This window comes from Leuconostoc mesenteroides subsp. mesenteroides ATCC 8293, from assembly GCF_000014445.1.
Taxonomy (GTDB): Bacteria; Bacillota; Bacilli; order Lactobacillales; family Lactobacillaceae; genus Leuconostoc; species Leuconostoc mesenteroides.
Map to the genome: position 1 here is coordinate 846751 of NC_008531.1, position 14206 is coordinate 860956.

The 14206-nt window shown below is 37.8% G+C and carries 12 protein-coding genes; all 12 read left to right on the plus strand.

Annotated elements, in window-relative coordinates:
- Nucleotides 1-115: 115 nt before the first annotated feature.
- The 12 genes from LEUM_RS10940 (at nt 116) to LEUM_RS04225 (ending at nt 14174) form a co-directional block, all read left to right on the plus strand.
- The gene (locus LEUM_RS10940) at nt 116-8641 is read left to right on the plus strand and encodes a glycoside hydrolase family 70 protein (protein ID WP_049752804.1); all 8526 of its coding nucleotides are present in this window, start codon (nt 116-118) and stop codon (nt 8639-8641) included.
- Nucleotides 8642-8890: 249 nt separating this feature from the next.
- On the plus strand, nt 8891-9760 hold the full coding sequence (locus tag LEUM_RS04185; RefSeq protein WP_011679629.1) for an SDR family oxidoreductase: 870 nt from the start codon (nt 8891-8893) through the stop codon (nt 9758-9760).
- A 13-nt stretch (nt 9761-9773) separates the two neighbouring features.
- Nucleotides 9774-9956 carry a hypothetical protein gene (locus LEUM_RS04190; RefSeq protein WP_014324606.1) on the plus strand — a complete coding sequence of 61 codons (183 nt, stop codon included), beginning with the start codon at nt 9774-9776 and terminating at the stop codon, nt 9954-9956.
- Between the two features lie 34 nt (nt 9957-9990).
- On the plus strand, nt 9991-10125 hold the full coding sequence (locus tag LEUM_RS10910) for a hypothetical protein (protein ID WP_002827664.1): 135 nt from the start codon (nt 9991-9993) through the stop codon (nt 10123-10125).
- Between the two features lie 196 nt (nt 10126-10321).
- The gene (locus LEUM_RS04195) at nt 10322-10567 is read left to right on the plus strand and encodes a GlsB/YeaQ/YmgE family stress response membrane protein (protein ID WP_011679630.1); all 246 of its coding nucleotides are present in this window, start codon (nt 10322-10324) and stop codon (nt 10565-10567) included.
- A gap of 24 nt (nt 10568-10591) precedes the next feature.
- Nucleotides 10592-11146 carry an alkaline shock response membrane anchor protein AmaP gene (gene amaP / locus LEUM_RS04200; protein WP_011679631.1) on the plus strand — a complete coding sequence of 185 codons (555 nt, stop codon included), beginning with the start codon at nt 10592-10594 and terminating at the stop codon, nt 11144-11146.
- Between the two features lie 17 nt (nt 11147-11163).
- Nucleotides 11164-11364, plus strand: coding sequence for a DUF2273 domain-containing protein (locus tag LEUM_RS04205; RefSeq protein ID WP_002827661.1), 201 nt, complete (start codon nt 11164-11166; stop codon nt 11362-11364).
- A 27-nt stretch (nt 11365-11391) separates the two neighbouring features.
- Nucleotides 11392-11919, plus strand: coding sequence for an Asp23/Gls24 family envelope stress response protein (locus tag LEUM_RS04210; protein WP_011679632.1), 528 nt, complete (start codon nt 11392-11394; stop codon nt 11917-11919).
- A 92-nt stretch (nt 11920-12011) separates the two neighbouring features.
- On the plus strand, nt 12012-12656 hold the full coding sequence (locus LEUM_RS04215; protein ID WP_011679633.1) for a DUF1345 domain-containing protein: 645 nt from the start codon (nt 12012-12014) through the stop codon (nt 12654-12656).
- Between the two features lie 114 nt (nt 12657-12770).
- Complete coding sequence (locus LEUM_RS04220) at nt 12771-13019, plus strand: GlsB/YeaQ/YmgE family stress response membrane protein (protein ID WP_010280269.1); 249 nt, start codon at nt 12771-12773, stop codon at nt 13017-13019.
- A gap of 72 nt (nt 13020-13091) precedes the next feature.
- Nucleotides 13092-13235 (plus strand): hypothetical protein, encoded by a 144-nt coding sequence (locus LEUM_RS10685; RefSeq protein ID WP_004909504.1) that lies wholly within the window; start codon nt 13092-13094, stop codon nt 13233-13235.
- Between the two features lie 96 nt (nt 13236-13331).
- Entirely contained in the window at nt 13332-14174 is an 843-nt protein-coding gene (locus LEUM_RS04225; RefSeq protein WP_011679634.1) for an aldo/keto reductase, read from the plus strand.
- The last annotated feature ends 32 nt before the right edge of the window (nt 14175-14206 follow it).

Sequence of the window (14206 nt, forward strand, 5' to 3'; positions counted from 1 at the left end):
ATGCTATTATGCATAAATTACAAAAGAGAAGCAGAAGGCTTATAGAATGAAATGGTAAAGGTTTGACATCTTTATGAGTACTTTACGGTAAGAATATGAAGTGAGGGAAAATTTCATGAGAGACAAAAGAATAATATGCGATCGTAAAAAATTGTATAAATCTGGGAAACTGTTAGTGACAGCCGGTATTTTTTCTGCTGTGATATTTGGCGTTTCCACAACTAACGTAAGCGCTGATAGCACTAACAACACTGGTGTTACGGTGTCACAAGCACCAGATAAAGTAGCGGACACAACAGCTACAACAGATAAAGTAGCAGACACGACGGCTACAACGGATAAAGCAGCGGACACAACAGCTACAACAGATAAAGTGGCCGACACAGCAGCTGCAACGGACAAAGTAGCGGACACAACAGCTACAACGGACAAAGTAGCGGACACAACAGCTACAACAGATAAAGTGGCCGACACAGCAGCTGCAACGGACAAAGTAGCGGACACAACAGCTACAACAGATAAAGTAGCGGACACAACAGCTACAACGGACAAAGTAGCGGACACAACAGCTACAACAGATAAAGTAGCGGACACAGCAGCTGCAACGGATAAAGCAGCGGACACGACGGCTACAACAGATAAAGCAGCGGACACGACGGCTACAACAGATAAAGTGGCCGACACAGCAGCTACAACAGATAAAGCAGCGGACACGACGGCTACAACAGATAAAGTGGCCGACACAGCAGCTACAACAGATAAAGCAGCCGATACAGCGGCTACAACGGATAAAGTAACCGACACAACAGTTGCAACGAATAAAGCAGTGGACACAACAGCTACAACAGATAAAGTGGACGACACAACAGCCACAACGTCAGAAAAATCAAAAAGTATTAAACAAATTGATGGTAAAACTTATTTCATTGGTGATGATGGTCAGCCTAAGAAAAATTTTACAGCCATTGTTGACGGTCAAGTATTATATTTCGACAAAGATACTGGTGCTTTGACATCAAATAGTAGTCAATATACCGATGGTTTAGTCAATATAGGAAATGAGCATAATGCGGCTTATTCATTGTCTTCGGATAGTTTTACACAAGTTGATGGCTATCTAACGGCTAACAGTTGGTACCGACCTAAAGATATATTAAAAAATGGTACAACTTGGACGGCTGCAACAGCAAACGATTTTCGACCATTGTTAATGTCTTGGTGGCCAGATAAAGATACCCAAGTTTCATACTTAAAATATATGCAATCTGCGGGATTATTATCAGATGACGTTGCATTATCAAACAATGATAGTATGAACAGTTTGACGGATACGGCTATGACTGTTCAAAAAAACATTGAAGAAAAAATTGGCCTATTGGGCAGTACTGACTGGCTTAAGGCCGATATGAACCAAATGGTTGATTCACAATCGAATTGGAACATTAGTAGTGAGTCTAAAGGAACAGATCATTTGCAAGGTGGTGCGCTCCTATACGTTAATAGTGATTTAACACCAAATGCCAATTCTGATTATCGTTTATTAAATCGAACGCCAACTAACCAAAAAGGTCAAATTACAACAAATGGTAATCAAGGTGGCTATGAGATGCTGTTGGCCAACGATGTTGATAATTCTAACCCAATTGTTCAAGCTGAACAATTGAATTGGTTATACTACATGATGAATATCGGTAGCATCGCCCAAAATGATCCAACAGCAAATTTTGACGGTTACAGAGTTGATGCTGTTGATAACGTGAATGCTGACTTGTTGCAAATTGCTGGAGATTATTTTAAAGCAGCATATGGAACAAATCAAAGTGACGCTAATGCAAACAATCACATTTCCATCTTAGAAGACTGGGACAATAATGATCCAGCGTATGTAAAAGCACAGGGGAACAACCAATTAACCATGGATTTTCCAATGCATTTGGCATTGAAGTATTCATTGAATATGCCAAGTAGTGCTCGTAGCGGTTTGGAACCAGCAATTTCAACAAGCCTAGTAAATCGTGCAGCAGACGCCACAGAAAATGAAGCCCAACCGAACTATTCATTTATTCGTGCACATGATAGTGAAGTACAAACGGTTATTGCTCAAATTATTAAAGATAAAATTAATCCTAGTTCCGATGGATTGACTGTCTCAACAGATGAAATTGCCAAAGCATTCGAAATATATAATGCTGACGAATTAAAGGCTGATAAAGAGTATACCGCATATAATATACCCTCATCATATGCATTGATGTTAACTAACAAAGATACAATTCCTCGTGTGTATTATGGTGATTTGTTTACGGATGATGGACAATATATGTCTGCAAAATCACCATATTATGATGCACTTACTTCATTGCTTCAATCGCGAGTAAAATATGTTTCAGGTGGTCAATCTATGAATATGACTTACCTTCATAATAATCAAGGCCTTTTGACGTCAGTCCGCTATGGAAAAGACGCCATGACAGCTAACGACACTGGTACAAGTGAAACGCGCACACAAGGTATTGGATTAATTGTCGGCAACAAAACTGATTTAAACCTGAATAATGATGAGCAAATTGTGCTTAACATGGGCGCCGCACACAAAAATCAAGCTTACCGTGCATTAATGTTAAGTACTAAAGATGGCTTGAAAATTTATAATAGTGATGACGAGGCACCGGTATCGTATACAGATGATCAAGGCCGTTTGATTTTTAAATCTGATGTGGTTTATGGTGTGAGTGATGCTCAGGTTTCTGGTTATTTAGCAGCTTGGGTGCCAGTCGGTGCAAACGATAGCCAAGATGCTAGAACAGAAAGTAGTACAACAGCGTCAACAGATGGTAATACCTATCATTCAAATAGTGCCTTAGATTCTCAAGTTATATATGAAGGTTTTTCAAACTTCCAAGCCATGCCAACACAGGCCGATGAGTATACCAATATCAAGATTGCCGAAAATGCACAATTATTCAAGAGCCTTGGGATAACAAGCTTTGAATTGGCACCTCAATACCGTTCAAGTACGGATAACAGTTTCTTAGATTCAGTTATTCAAAATGGCTATGCCTTCACGGATCGCTACGACATTGGTTATAATACGCCTACAAAGTACGGTACAGTTGACCAACTATTAGATGCTTTAAGAGCATTGCATGCCCAAGGCATTCAGGCTATCAATGATTGGGTCCCAGACCAAATTTATAATTTGCCTGGCGAAGAAATAGTGACAGCCAGTCGAACAAACGGTTCGGGAAAGGTGAATGAAAGTTCAGTTATTAATAATACGCTATATGATTCTCGTACTGTTGGTGGCGGAGAGTATCAAGCAATATATGGAGGTGCTTTCTTAGATAAGTTAAAACAAGATTATCCTGAGTTATTTGAAACAAAACAAATTTCAACAGGTGAAGCAATGAACCCTGATGTCAAAATCACAGAATGGTCAGCTAAGTATTTTAATGGCTCAAACATTCAAGGACGTGGTGCATGGTATGTTCTCAAGGATTGGTCAACAAATCAATACTTTAATGTTTCAAGTGGTAGTGAATTTTTACCTAAGCAACTGTTAGGCGAAAAAACAAGTACAGGGTTTACCAACGTGGACAATGGCAAGACTGAGTTTTATTCTACGAGTGGCTACCAAGCAAAGAATACATTTATTCAAGATAATGACAATTGGTATTATTTTGATAATGATGGCTATATGGTTGTTGGCGGTCAAGAAATTAATGGTAAAAAATATTATTTCCTACCAAATGGTGTAGAGTTACAAGATGCTTATTTGTCTGATGGGACTAGTGAGTATTACTACAGTAGTGATGGTCGTCAAATTTCTAATCAATATTATCAAGGATCAGACAACAACTGGCGTTATTTCTTTGCAGATGGTCATATGGCTGTAGGGTTAGCAACAATTACTACAGAAAATGGTACAACAAATCAACAATATTTCGATGCAAATGGTATGCAACTTAAGGGCGTAGCTATAAAGGATACTGATGGCAATGTGCACTATTTTGATGGTAAGACAGGAAACATGGTTATAAATTCCTGGGGCAAAATAAGCGATGGTTCATGGTTATACTTAAATGATAGCGGTGTAGCGGTCACAGGACCGCAAAATATTAACGGTCAAAATCTTTACTTCAACGAAGACGGTATTCAAGTAAAGGGTGAAGCCATTACTGATAATAGTGGAAACATACATTATTATGATCGCAGCACAGGAAATATGGTTGTGAACTCATGGGGTGAAACGAATAATGGTTCATGGCTATACTTGAACGACAAGGGTGATGCCGTTACAGGAGAACAAGTTATTGACGGTCAAAAACTATATTTCAGTAGTAATGGAATCCAACTTAAAAATACATTCAAGAAGCTATCCGATGGTTCATGGCTATATTTGAACGATAAAGGTCTTCCAGTGACAGGAGCACAGGTCATTGATGGACAAAACTTGTATTTCGACCAAGATGGGAAGCAAGTCAAAGGTGACGTTGCTACAGATGGACAAGGTAACACTCATTATTATGACGGCAACACAGGAAATATGGTTACTAATTCATGGGCAGAGTTAGCGGACGGTTCATGGATGTATCTAGATAATGATGGCAATCCTTTAACAGGACCGCAAAAGATTGATGGCCAGTCACTCTACTTTAATGATGCTGGTAAGCAAATCAAAAACGCATTGGTTAAACTAGATGATGGGTCAACAATTTACCTCGATGATAAAGGTGTTTCATCAACCGGTATTCAAAGAATTGATGATAAGATATATTATTTTGATCCTGATGGTAAACAAGTAGTATGTCGTTTTGAAGAATTACCAGATGGTTCATGGATGTATCTAGATGATGACGGTGTTGCTGCTACGGGCGCTCAAAAAATTAATGGCCAGGAATTATATTTCGACAATAACGGGAAACAAGTCAAAAATGACAAAGTAATTAATGACGATGGAACAATAAACTATTACACAGGTATGAGCGGTGAAAAACTAAAAAATGATTTTGGTGAATTACCAGACGGTTCATGGATGTACTTGGATAATCAAGGTAATGCTGTAATAGGTGCCCAAAAAATTAATGGCCAGAATCTTTACTTCAAGACAGACGGACGACAGGTTAAGGGTGAAGCAAATGTTGATTCATCGGGTGAAATGCACTTCTATGATCCTGATTCTGGCGAGCTAATTACAAATAGATTTGAACAAGTTGCTAGTGGTGTATGGGCTTACTTTGATGCCAACGGTGTTGCTGTAACTGGTGAGCAACGCATTGGTAAGCAAAATTTATTTTTTGATCCAACTGGTTATCAAGTTAAAGGCGACAAACGAACAATTGACGGCGTTCTCTATACCTTTGATAAAGAAAGTGGTGAGAGAAAGGGTTTAGATTCTATATCGGTATTACCCACCAATGGACAATACACAACCGATAAGGCCCAAAATTGGTATTACCAAGTCGATGGTGAAAATGTAAAAGGGCTATATACAAATAATGATGGTCAATTACGTTACTTCGATTTGACAACTGGCGTGCAGACTAAAGGTAATTTTGTGACAATTGGCAATGATACCTACTATTTCACCAAGGAACAAGGGGATGGACAGATAGTTTCTGAGGTTGTGTCAGGACACTATGGTACTGTCCAGTTGAGTGACAATTCGTCTGCATGGGTTTATCGCGGTGCAAATGATCAAATTTTGAAAGGCCTACAGAATATAAACGGTCGTCTGCAATATTTTGATCTAACCACCGGTGCGCAATTAAAAGGCGGTGCTGCAAACTATGATGGCAACCTTTATTATTTTGAATCATCAGATGGTAACCTAGTCAGTAAAATTCAGCAATCTTATTCTACTGGGAATTATGTGACCGATGGTGATAAAGTAACATATGTTGATGAGCAAAACAACCAAGTCACGGGATTAGCGTTGATTGATGATCAACTACAATACTTCAATCCAAGTGACGGTAGTCAAGTCAAGAATGAGCAGGTTATCGTTGATGGCGTCACATACTACTTTGATAAAAATGGTAATGGACAATACTTGTTTACAAATACTGCAACGATGTCTACTAATGAATTTGCCAAACATAGTGCTGCTTATAGCAATGATAGTTCTAGCTTCAAGAATACGATAGATGGTTTCTTGACGGCCGATACCTGGTATCGCCCTAAAGATATCTTGGAAAACGGACAAACGTGGGTAGTTTCTTCAACAAATGACGTGCGACCACTGATAACAGTTTGGTGGCCAAATAAAGATGTTCAAGTTAATTATTTAAATTTTATGAAGAAAAATGGTTTGCTAGATACAAGTAGTCAATTTAATCTACAATTTGATCAATATGACTTGAATGTCGCCGCGCAAAAAGTTCAAGTGGCTATTGAAAAACGCATTTCGAAAGAAAAGAGTACAGATTGGTTGAAAGATCTTTTGTTTGAAGCTCATGAAGATACGCCTTCATTTGTGAAACAACAATTTATTTGGAATAAAGATTCTGAATATCAAGGTCAAGGGGATGCGTGGTTCCAAGGTGGTTATCTGAAATATGATAATAGTGAATTAACCCCAACAACGAACTCAGATTATCGTGAATCCGGTAATACATTAGACTTCTTGCTTGCTAATGATGTCGACAATTCTAACCCAGCGGTTCAAGCTGAAAATTTGAATTGGTTACATTATTTAATGAACTTTGGCACGATTACAGCTAATGATGATGATGCCAACTTTGACAGTATTCGTATTGATGCCGTTGACTTTATTGATAATGATGCCATTCAGAGAACCTACGATTACATGCGTGATGCTTATAAAGTTGATGCAAGTGAAGACAACGCTAATAAGCATATTTCACTAGTTGAAGCTGGATTAGATGCTGGTACCTCTACAATTAAGAATAATGCTTTAGTTGAATCTAACTTTAGAGAGGCAGCTACACTATCGCTAGCAAATCAATCAGGGAAAAATAGTTCCTTGACTAATATGTTGCAAGACATTGATGGTGGCCAGATTATAGCTGATCACGCCAACAATGCAACAGAAAATGAAGCAACGCCAAATTATTCAATTATTCATGCTCATGATAAGGGGATTCAAGAAAAGGTTGGTGCAGCAATTACCGACGTTACTGGTGCAGACTGGACGAATTTCACCGATGACCAATTAAAAGAAGGATTAGCAGCTTATTATCAAGATCAACGTTCAACGAATAAAAAGTATAACATCTATAACTTACCTAGTATCTATGCTTTGATGTTGACCAATAAGGACACAGTTCCTCGTGTTTATTACGGTGATATGTATCAAGATGATGGCCAGTATATGGAAAAGCAAAGTATTTATTATGATGCCATTGTTTCCTTGATGAACACTAGAAAGAGTTATGTGAGCGGTGGACAAACCATGGATGTAGATGAACATGGTTTGTTGAAGAGCGTTCGTTTTGGTAAAGACGCAATGACAGCTAGTGAACTTGGTACGAATGAAACACGCACTGAAGGTGTTGGTGTGCTGGTCGGTAATGATTCTTCACTAAAACTAAATGATTCAGATACAGTTACTTTAGAGATGGGGGCGGCTCATAAAAACCAAGAGTACCGAGCTGCATTGTTGACAACTAGTGATGGTATTGTTACGTATGATGCTGATAATGATGCACCAACGATCTGGACAGATGACCGGGGTACATTAACGTTCTCAAATAAGGAGATTGCTGGTCAAGATTATACTAGTGTGCAAGGATTCGCTAATCCACAAGTATCAGGTTACTTAGCAGTTTGGGTGCCCGTAGGAGCTAGTGACGATCAAGATGCCCGAACAGCAGCATCAACAGATAAAAATACTGATGACAAAGTACTGCATTCTAATGCTGCATTAGATTCGAACTTGATTTACGAAGGTTTTTCGAACTTTCAACCTAAAGCAACCACCAATGATGAACTGACTAACGTAGTAATTGCTAAAAATGCTAATTTATTTGAAAAGTGGGGAATCACAAGTTTTGAGATGGCACCACAATATCGTTCAAGTGGGGACCACACGTTCTTAGATTCAACGATTGATAATGGTTATGTATTTACTGACCGATACGATTTGGGATTTGAAACACCAACTAAGTACGGTACTGATAAGGATTTGCGTACTGCAATTAAAGCATTGCACCAATCAAATATGCAGGTTATGGCTGATGTAGTTGATAACCAAGTTTATAATTTATCTGGACAAGAGGTCGTATCAGCTTCACGTGCTGGTGTTTACGGCAATGATGTGTCAACTGGATTTGGGACACAACTCTATGCGGTTAATAGTGTTGGTGGTGGTAAATATCAAGCCCAATACGGTGGTGAATATTTGAATGAATTGAAGCAACAATACCCAGATTTGTTCGAAGCTAAGACGTATGACTATTGGGTTAAAAATTATTCAAATGACGGATCGGATCCGTATTACACACTGTCGCAAAACACACGAAAAGATATGCCAAGTAGTGAGGTCATTAAACAATGGTCAGCTAAATATATGAATGGTACTAATGTATTAGGAAACGGTATGGGATATGTTTTGAAAGATTGGAATACAGGTGAGTACTTCAAAATTGGAGAAAAGAATGCTGATTTTATAACAAATTAATCAATAAGGTTTTCTTATATTGTTGAGAAAGGAAGTGTGATTTTTAAATCATCACGCTTCCTTTTTTTTTGATTTATTTTCATCTGATATTAACAAATTACATTGTCAAGTATCTAGGCAAAATTTTTGTAACCGCTCTCTACTAATGATATAGTAGGCATAACAAACAAAGTGTTTGTTAAACAATATACACGTTATTAGTGCGTGTCAAGATTGTGCTGAGTACTGTATGAAAAAGGGAGGAATTATATGACAAACATAAATGGAGAATATGCAAAGCAGAATTTTCCAAAACAGAGTCAACCTGAACCAGGATTACAAAGCAAGATGTCGCCAACACCAGATGATGGTGCAGCAAGTTACGTTGGGCATGACCGCCTGAAACATAAGAAAGCACTGATAACCGGTGGTGACTCAGGAATCGGCAGATCTGTGGCGATAGCGTATGCGCATGAAGGTGCTGATATTGTGTTAAATTATCTCCCTGAAGAAGAACCAGATGCACAAGAAGTTAAGGGCATTATTGAATCATTGGGTCGTAAAATCAAGCTAGTTCCAGGTGATTTAAAGAATGAATCATTCAGCCAAAAGTTGATTGATGAAGCAGTTTCATTTTTTGGTGATTTAAGTATTTTGACGTTAGTAGCTGGCAAACAACAAGCGGAAGTTGATATAGCTAATTTGTCGACACAACAAATAACCGACACTTATGCAACAAATGTTTTTAGTCTCGTTTGGCTTGTTAAAGCGGCTTTACCACATATGCAACCTGGCAGCAGTATCATAACAACGAATTCTATTCAGGCAGAGCAACCATCGTCATTTCTCGTGGATTATGCAGGTACAAAAGCTGCTATCAAGAATATGACGATGAGTTTGGCTAAACAATTGGCTAATCGGGGGATTCGCGTGAATAGTGTGGCACCTGGTCCCATTTGGACACCTTTGCAGATTGTTGGTGGACAGTTACCGGAGAACATTCCAACATTTGGCCAATCGACACCCATCGGTAGAGCTGGTCAACCAGCAGAATTAGCAGGCGCTTATGTTTTCCTAGCATCAAATGAATCTAGCTATGTAACAGGTGAGTCAATCAATGTTACTGGTGGCTTAAAGTAAATCATGAGCTCCTTTGAATTTCGTAGATACTAATCAGAAATTTGGTTGGATCAACGAAGAAAGTGGAGAAAAGATGGATAAAAAGAATAAAAAATTTGGCTTTTGGGATAAACTGTCGATGCTTTTGGCGTTGTCTCAATTATTGTTCAGTTTCTATTATTTTGTCAGAAATTGGAAGAAAACAAAAGAAGATTAACAAATTTTCATTTTAGGCATAAAGGAGGAAAACTATGTTAAAAACTGTACTTAAGGTATTGTTGGCATCTACATTAATTCTAGGCGGTATAGCAGTTGGAGGGACCATATTTGCAGCTAAAGGCATCGATAAAGCTGGGGACCGTTTGGAAGAGGAAATCCATAATTAAATCATTGAACAGATAATAACGATAGCAACTTATTGATGAGGAGCTGTTGTTTTTTTAATCTTTTAAAAATAACTCATAATTTCATTGTTTTGTAAAGGGGGTAAGCATTATTTTTGTAAACGCTTTCCGTTAGTGCTATATTTAGGCTAGTGAATTGGATATCATAATTCATAGAGAAGAGAATGGAGGAAAGATTATGATTTGGTCATTAATTGTAGGTGCCATTATTGGTGCCATTGCAGGTGCTATCACAAATCGTGGTGAGTCAATGGGGTGGATTAGCAATATTATTGCTGGTCTAATCGGATCGGCTATTGGCCAGGCTTTGTTGGGTCAATGGGGACCTAGCTTGGCGGGAATGGCAATCATTCCTTCGATAATTGGTGCTGTGATTCTTGTACTAGTCGTGTCAATGGTGCTTGGTATGAGAGCAAAACAGTAGCATAAGGTAATAGAGAGGTATGATATGAAGAAAAGTCAAAAAATTGTTCTGAGTATTTTCAGCCTCGGATATTTGGTTGGGCTTTGTTTGTTAATATGGCCGCAAATAATTGATGAAGTGTTCAAATTTTTAGCAGAGTTTAATATACATTTAGACTTTAAGAGCGATCTTTTCATTTATTACTATGGTCTTGTACTGCTGGCACTGACCGTGCTTGTGTTTTTACTCATATTGATATGGCCGGTAGAATTACCAGATATTCCTTTGAAGCAAACCAAAGAAGGACGGCTTGCGTTGAGTAATCATGGTATCAACCAGTTTATTCAGACAAAGCTCTCAGGTGAAGATTTATCAAATATTAAAGTGAGATTGAAAAATACTCGTCGTCAACGAAAATTTTATATTGTTGCTGATTCAGTTTATAAACAGGCGACAGTCGAAGAATTACCTCGTATTTCATACGATTTAACGAAAAGCTTGAGTGATTTACTCGCTGGCATAAATCGAATTCCCATTAAAGTTGATATTAAAGTAAATCAGAAATCAAACTCAAAGCGTAAAGTCACACGTGTGATTTAAAAAGGAGTGCGGATATAATGAAAGACAAAAAATCAATTAATATTTGGGTTGGTGGTCTTGCGGGTTTCATTCTGTCAACTCTATTGGTAACTGTAGGATTTTGGAAGACGATTTTGATTATAGTTGTCACCTTACTAGCAGGTTGGATTGGCTACTTGCTCGAAGCGTATAATGTCGATTTATCAATTGTCTCTAAAATATTTACACGTAAAAATTAATTATTTAGATATAGAAAGGATTTAATTATGTCTACAGAAAAAACAACTACACAAAATACTGCAACAGAGAATCGTCAACCTAAAGGTGAATTAACATTTGATGACAAAGTGATTCAAAAAGTAGTGGGCTATGCAATTGAAAACGTGACAGGATTGCTAGGTGTTGATGGTGGTTTTGTCGCAAACATTAAAAATAAAATTGTGAATACGGATAACCCCACTGATGGCATTGGTGTCGAGGTCGGAAAAGAACAAGTTGCGGTAGATTTAGATATTATCATGGAATATGGACACAACGCACATGATATTTATAAGCAACTAACAGAAGTAATCACAAAACAGGTGCGAGAAACAACAAGTTTGACGCTAGTTGAGTTAAATGTTGAAGTAGTTGATATTCAAACACAAAAAGAATTTGATGAATCACAAACAAGCCTACAGGATCGCGTAACAGACGCTGGTAGCACAATCAAAGAAAAAACTTCAGATGGCGTTGATGCCGTGAAAAAGACAACTTCTCAAGCAGTGAACGATGACGACAATCGTGTCAAGTAAACGCACAAGCATTTTGAAGTTGCAGTAGCAAGTCTCAGCACAACGGTCTAAACGTTGTGCTTTTTATAATTAGAACTAGGTTGATGTAAGCTATGAAGCGAATAAAAATTCAAAAATTTTTGCATAAACACGGGAATGTTTTCTTGCTTGCCTTGACTAGTGGTACCTTAGTAGCTTTGCTAACTTCTTTGACTGCGTCTTGGGAATACATTCTCCTAACAGGATGGGACTGCGCTATATTCGTACTTTTTTGTTTAGTAATTTACTCTTTTTATCCGATGGATCAAGGCCGGCACACGAAGAAAGTAATTCTCAAAGAAGGTATTCGATATCCACTGATTGATGCGTTTGTTGTCTTTTCAAGTGCAGTGAGTGTGTTTATTGTGATTTTGTTATTAACTATCAGCAAAGGCAGTCGCCTGGAAATTGTATTTTGTATTTTTAGTGTTTTTTCTTCTTGGAATTTGATTCAATTATTGTACGCTATTCATTACACGGAAATTTATTACCAAAATAATGGTGGTGTGTCATTTAATGCAAAGGGTCTTCCTAATTTCTGGGATTTTTTGTATTTAGCCTATACCATTGGTATGACTTACCAAGTTTCGGATACAAATTTTTCTACAACCCGTTTTCGAAAAGTTGCATTAGGGCACTCACTCATTTCTTTTGCCTTTAGCACACTCCTCATTGCCACTATGATTAATTTTATAGCCAGTTTGATTAGTAGTCACTAAGCCCTTTTTAGAATCAAACGTGATAAAAGTGCAAGCTAAATATTTGCGGAAAAAATATGACAGTGGTAATCTGGACTTAGGTTCTGATAGAGAACCAGAAGGAGAGATATCATTATGGGATTAATTTGGACACTTATCGTAGGTGCAGTTATCGGTGCTATTGCAGGAGCAATTACAAGCCGCGGTGCAGCTATGGGATGGATTAGTAACATCATTGCTGGTTTAATTGGTTCTTGGTTAGGTGAAAGCCTTCTTGGATCATGGGGACCAAGCTTAGCAGGAATGGCACTTATTCCTTCAATTATTGGTGCAGTTGTATTAGTCTTAATCGTATCTTGGATTACTAGTCGCACAAATAAGTAATTTATAAAAACTCACTGCGTAAAACTATAATTAACTGTTTTACACAGAAAGTAGGTATAGGAGAAACTTATCATGACAGAAAACAAAAATAAAGACCAAAATAAAGAAGAGCAGGTTAAGGATCAAAAGGAAAAGATTGATCCTGAGTCAACTGCCGAAAATACTAATCTTTACGAACATGATCCAAAAAACGCTGATTATAAAAAAGCTGATTAAGGATTATATCAGTATTGCTACTAAAGCTTAAATTTGTTAGTTAACAAGTTAGGCTTTTTTATAAACCTTTTTGCAGTAGAATAGGAGACATTTTTAATGAGTTTGAATGAGTTATATGAACTAAATGATGGGCATCAGTTACCAAAAATTGGCTTGGGAACCTTTCAGATTCGAGGTTATCAAGGCGTTGACCAGATTTTAAATGCTATACAAATCGGTTACCGATTGCTTGATACGTCTACAAATTATGACAGTGAAGGTGCGGTTGGAGAAGCTATTCGTCGTTCAGGTATCCCACGCTCGCAATTTTATGTAACAACAAAACTTCCTGGTAAATATCATCATTTCGATGATGCTCTGAAAATCATTGAAGAATCATTGCTTCGTTTAGGATTAGACTACTTGGATCTTTATTTGATTCATTGGCCACTTCCTAAACGAGACAATTATGTGGAGGCTTGGCAAGCATTAATTGAGGCACAAAGGCGTGGACTAGTTCGTTCGATTGGTGTATCCAACTTTGAAAAGGAACATCTGGATAAGATTATTTCAGCAACGGGGGTCACACCGGCTGTTAACCAAAATGAAATTCATCCATATTGGCCGCAGGAATCATTGGTGGCTACTAATCAAGAGTATGGTATCGTAACTGAGGCTTGGAGCCCATTAGGCCGAGGCAGTAGCGAATTAACAGAACCGTTAATTTTAAAACTAGCCGAAAAATATGATAAAAATGCGGGTCAAATTATTTTGAGATGGCATATACAACGTGGTATTTTACCAGTTGCTAAATCTACCACTCCTCAGCATCAGCGACGTAACTTAGATATCTTTGATTTCACACTGACAGAGACTGAGGTTAGCCAAATATCTGATTTGGAACGTAAAGATGGGCGTGTGGATGACCAAGATCCAAAAGAATACGAAGAATTTGTTTAAGTGATTTATGGTTTTCTCACTTTTAAAATTTT

Coding starts and splice junctions, on each gene's coding strand:
- LEUM_RS10940 (WP_049752804.1), top strand. CDS start 116: ATGAGAGACAAAAGAATAATATGCGATCGTAAAAAATTGTATAAATCT.
- LEUM_RS04225 (WP_011679634.1), top strand. CDS start 13,332: ATGAGTTTGAATGAGTTATATGAACTAAATGATGGGCATCAGTTACCA.
- LEUM_RS10910 (WP_002827664.1), top strand. CDS start 9,991: ATGTTAAAAACTGTACTTAAGGTATTGTTGGCATCTACATTAATTCTA.
- LEUM_RS04220 (WP_010280269.1), top strand. CDS start 12,771: ATGGGATTAATTTGGACACTTATCGTAGGTGCAGTTATCGGTGCTATT.
- LEUM_RS04185 (WP_011679629.1), top strand. CDS start 8,891: ATGACAAACATAAATGGAGAATATGCAAAGCAGAATTTTCCAAAACAG.
- LEUM_RS04205 (WP_002827661.1), top strand. CDS start 11,164: ATGAAAGACAAAAAATCAATTAATATTTGGGTTGGTGGTCTTGCGGGT.
- LEUM_RS04210 (WP_011679632.1), top strand. CDS start 11,392: ATGTCTACAGAAAAAACAACTACACAAAATACTGCAACAGAGAATCGT.
- LEUM_RS04195 (WP_011679630.1), top strand. CDS start 10,322: ATGATTTGGTCATTAATTGTAGGTGCCATTATTGGTGCCATTGCAGGT.
- LEUM_RS04215 (WP_011679633.1), top strand. CDS start 12,012: ATGAAGCGAATAAAAATTCAAAAATTTTTGCATAAACACGGGAATGTT.
- LEUM_RS10685 (WP_004909504.1), top strand. CDS start 13,092: ATGACAGAAAACAAAAATAAAGACCAAAATAAAGAAGAGCAGGTTAAG.
- amaP (WP_011679631.1), top strand. CDS start 10,592: ATGAAGAAAAGTCAAAAAATTGTTCTGAGTATTTTCAGCCTCGGATAT.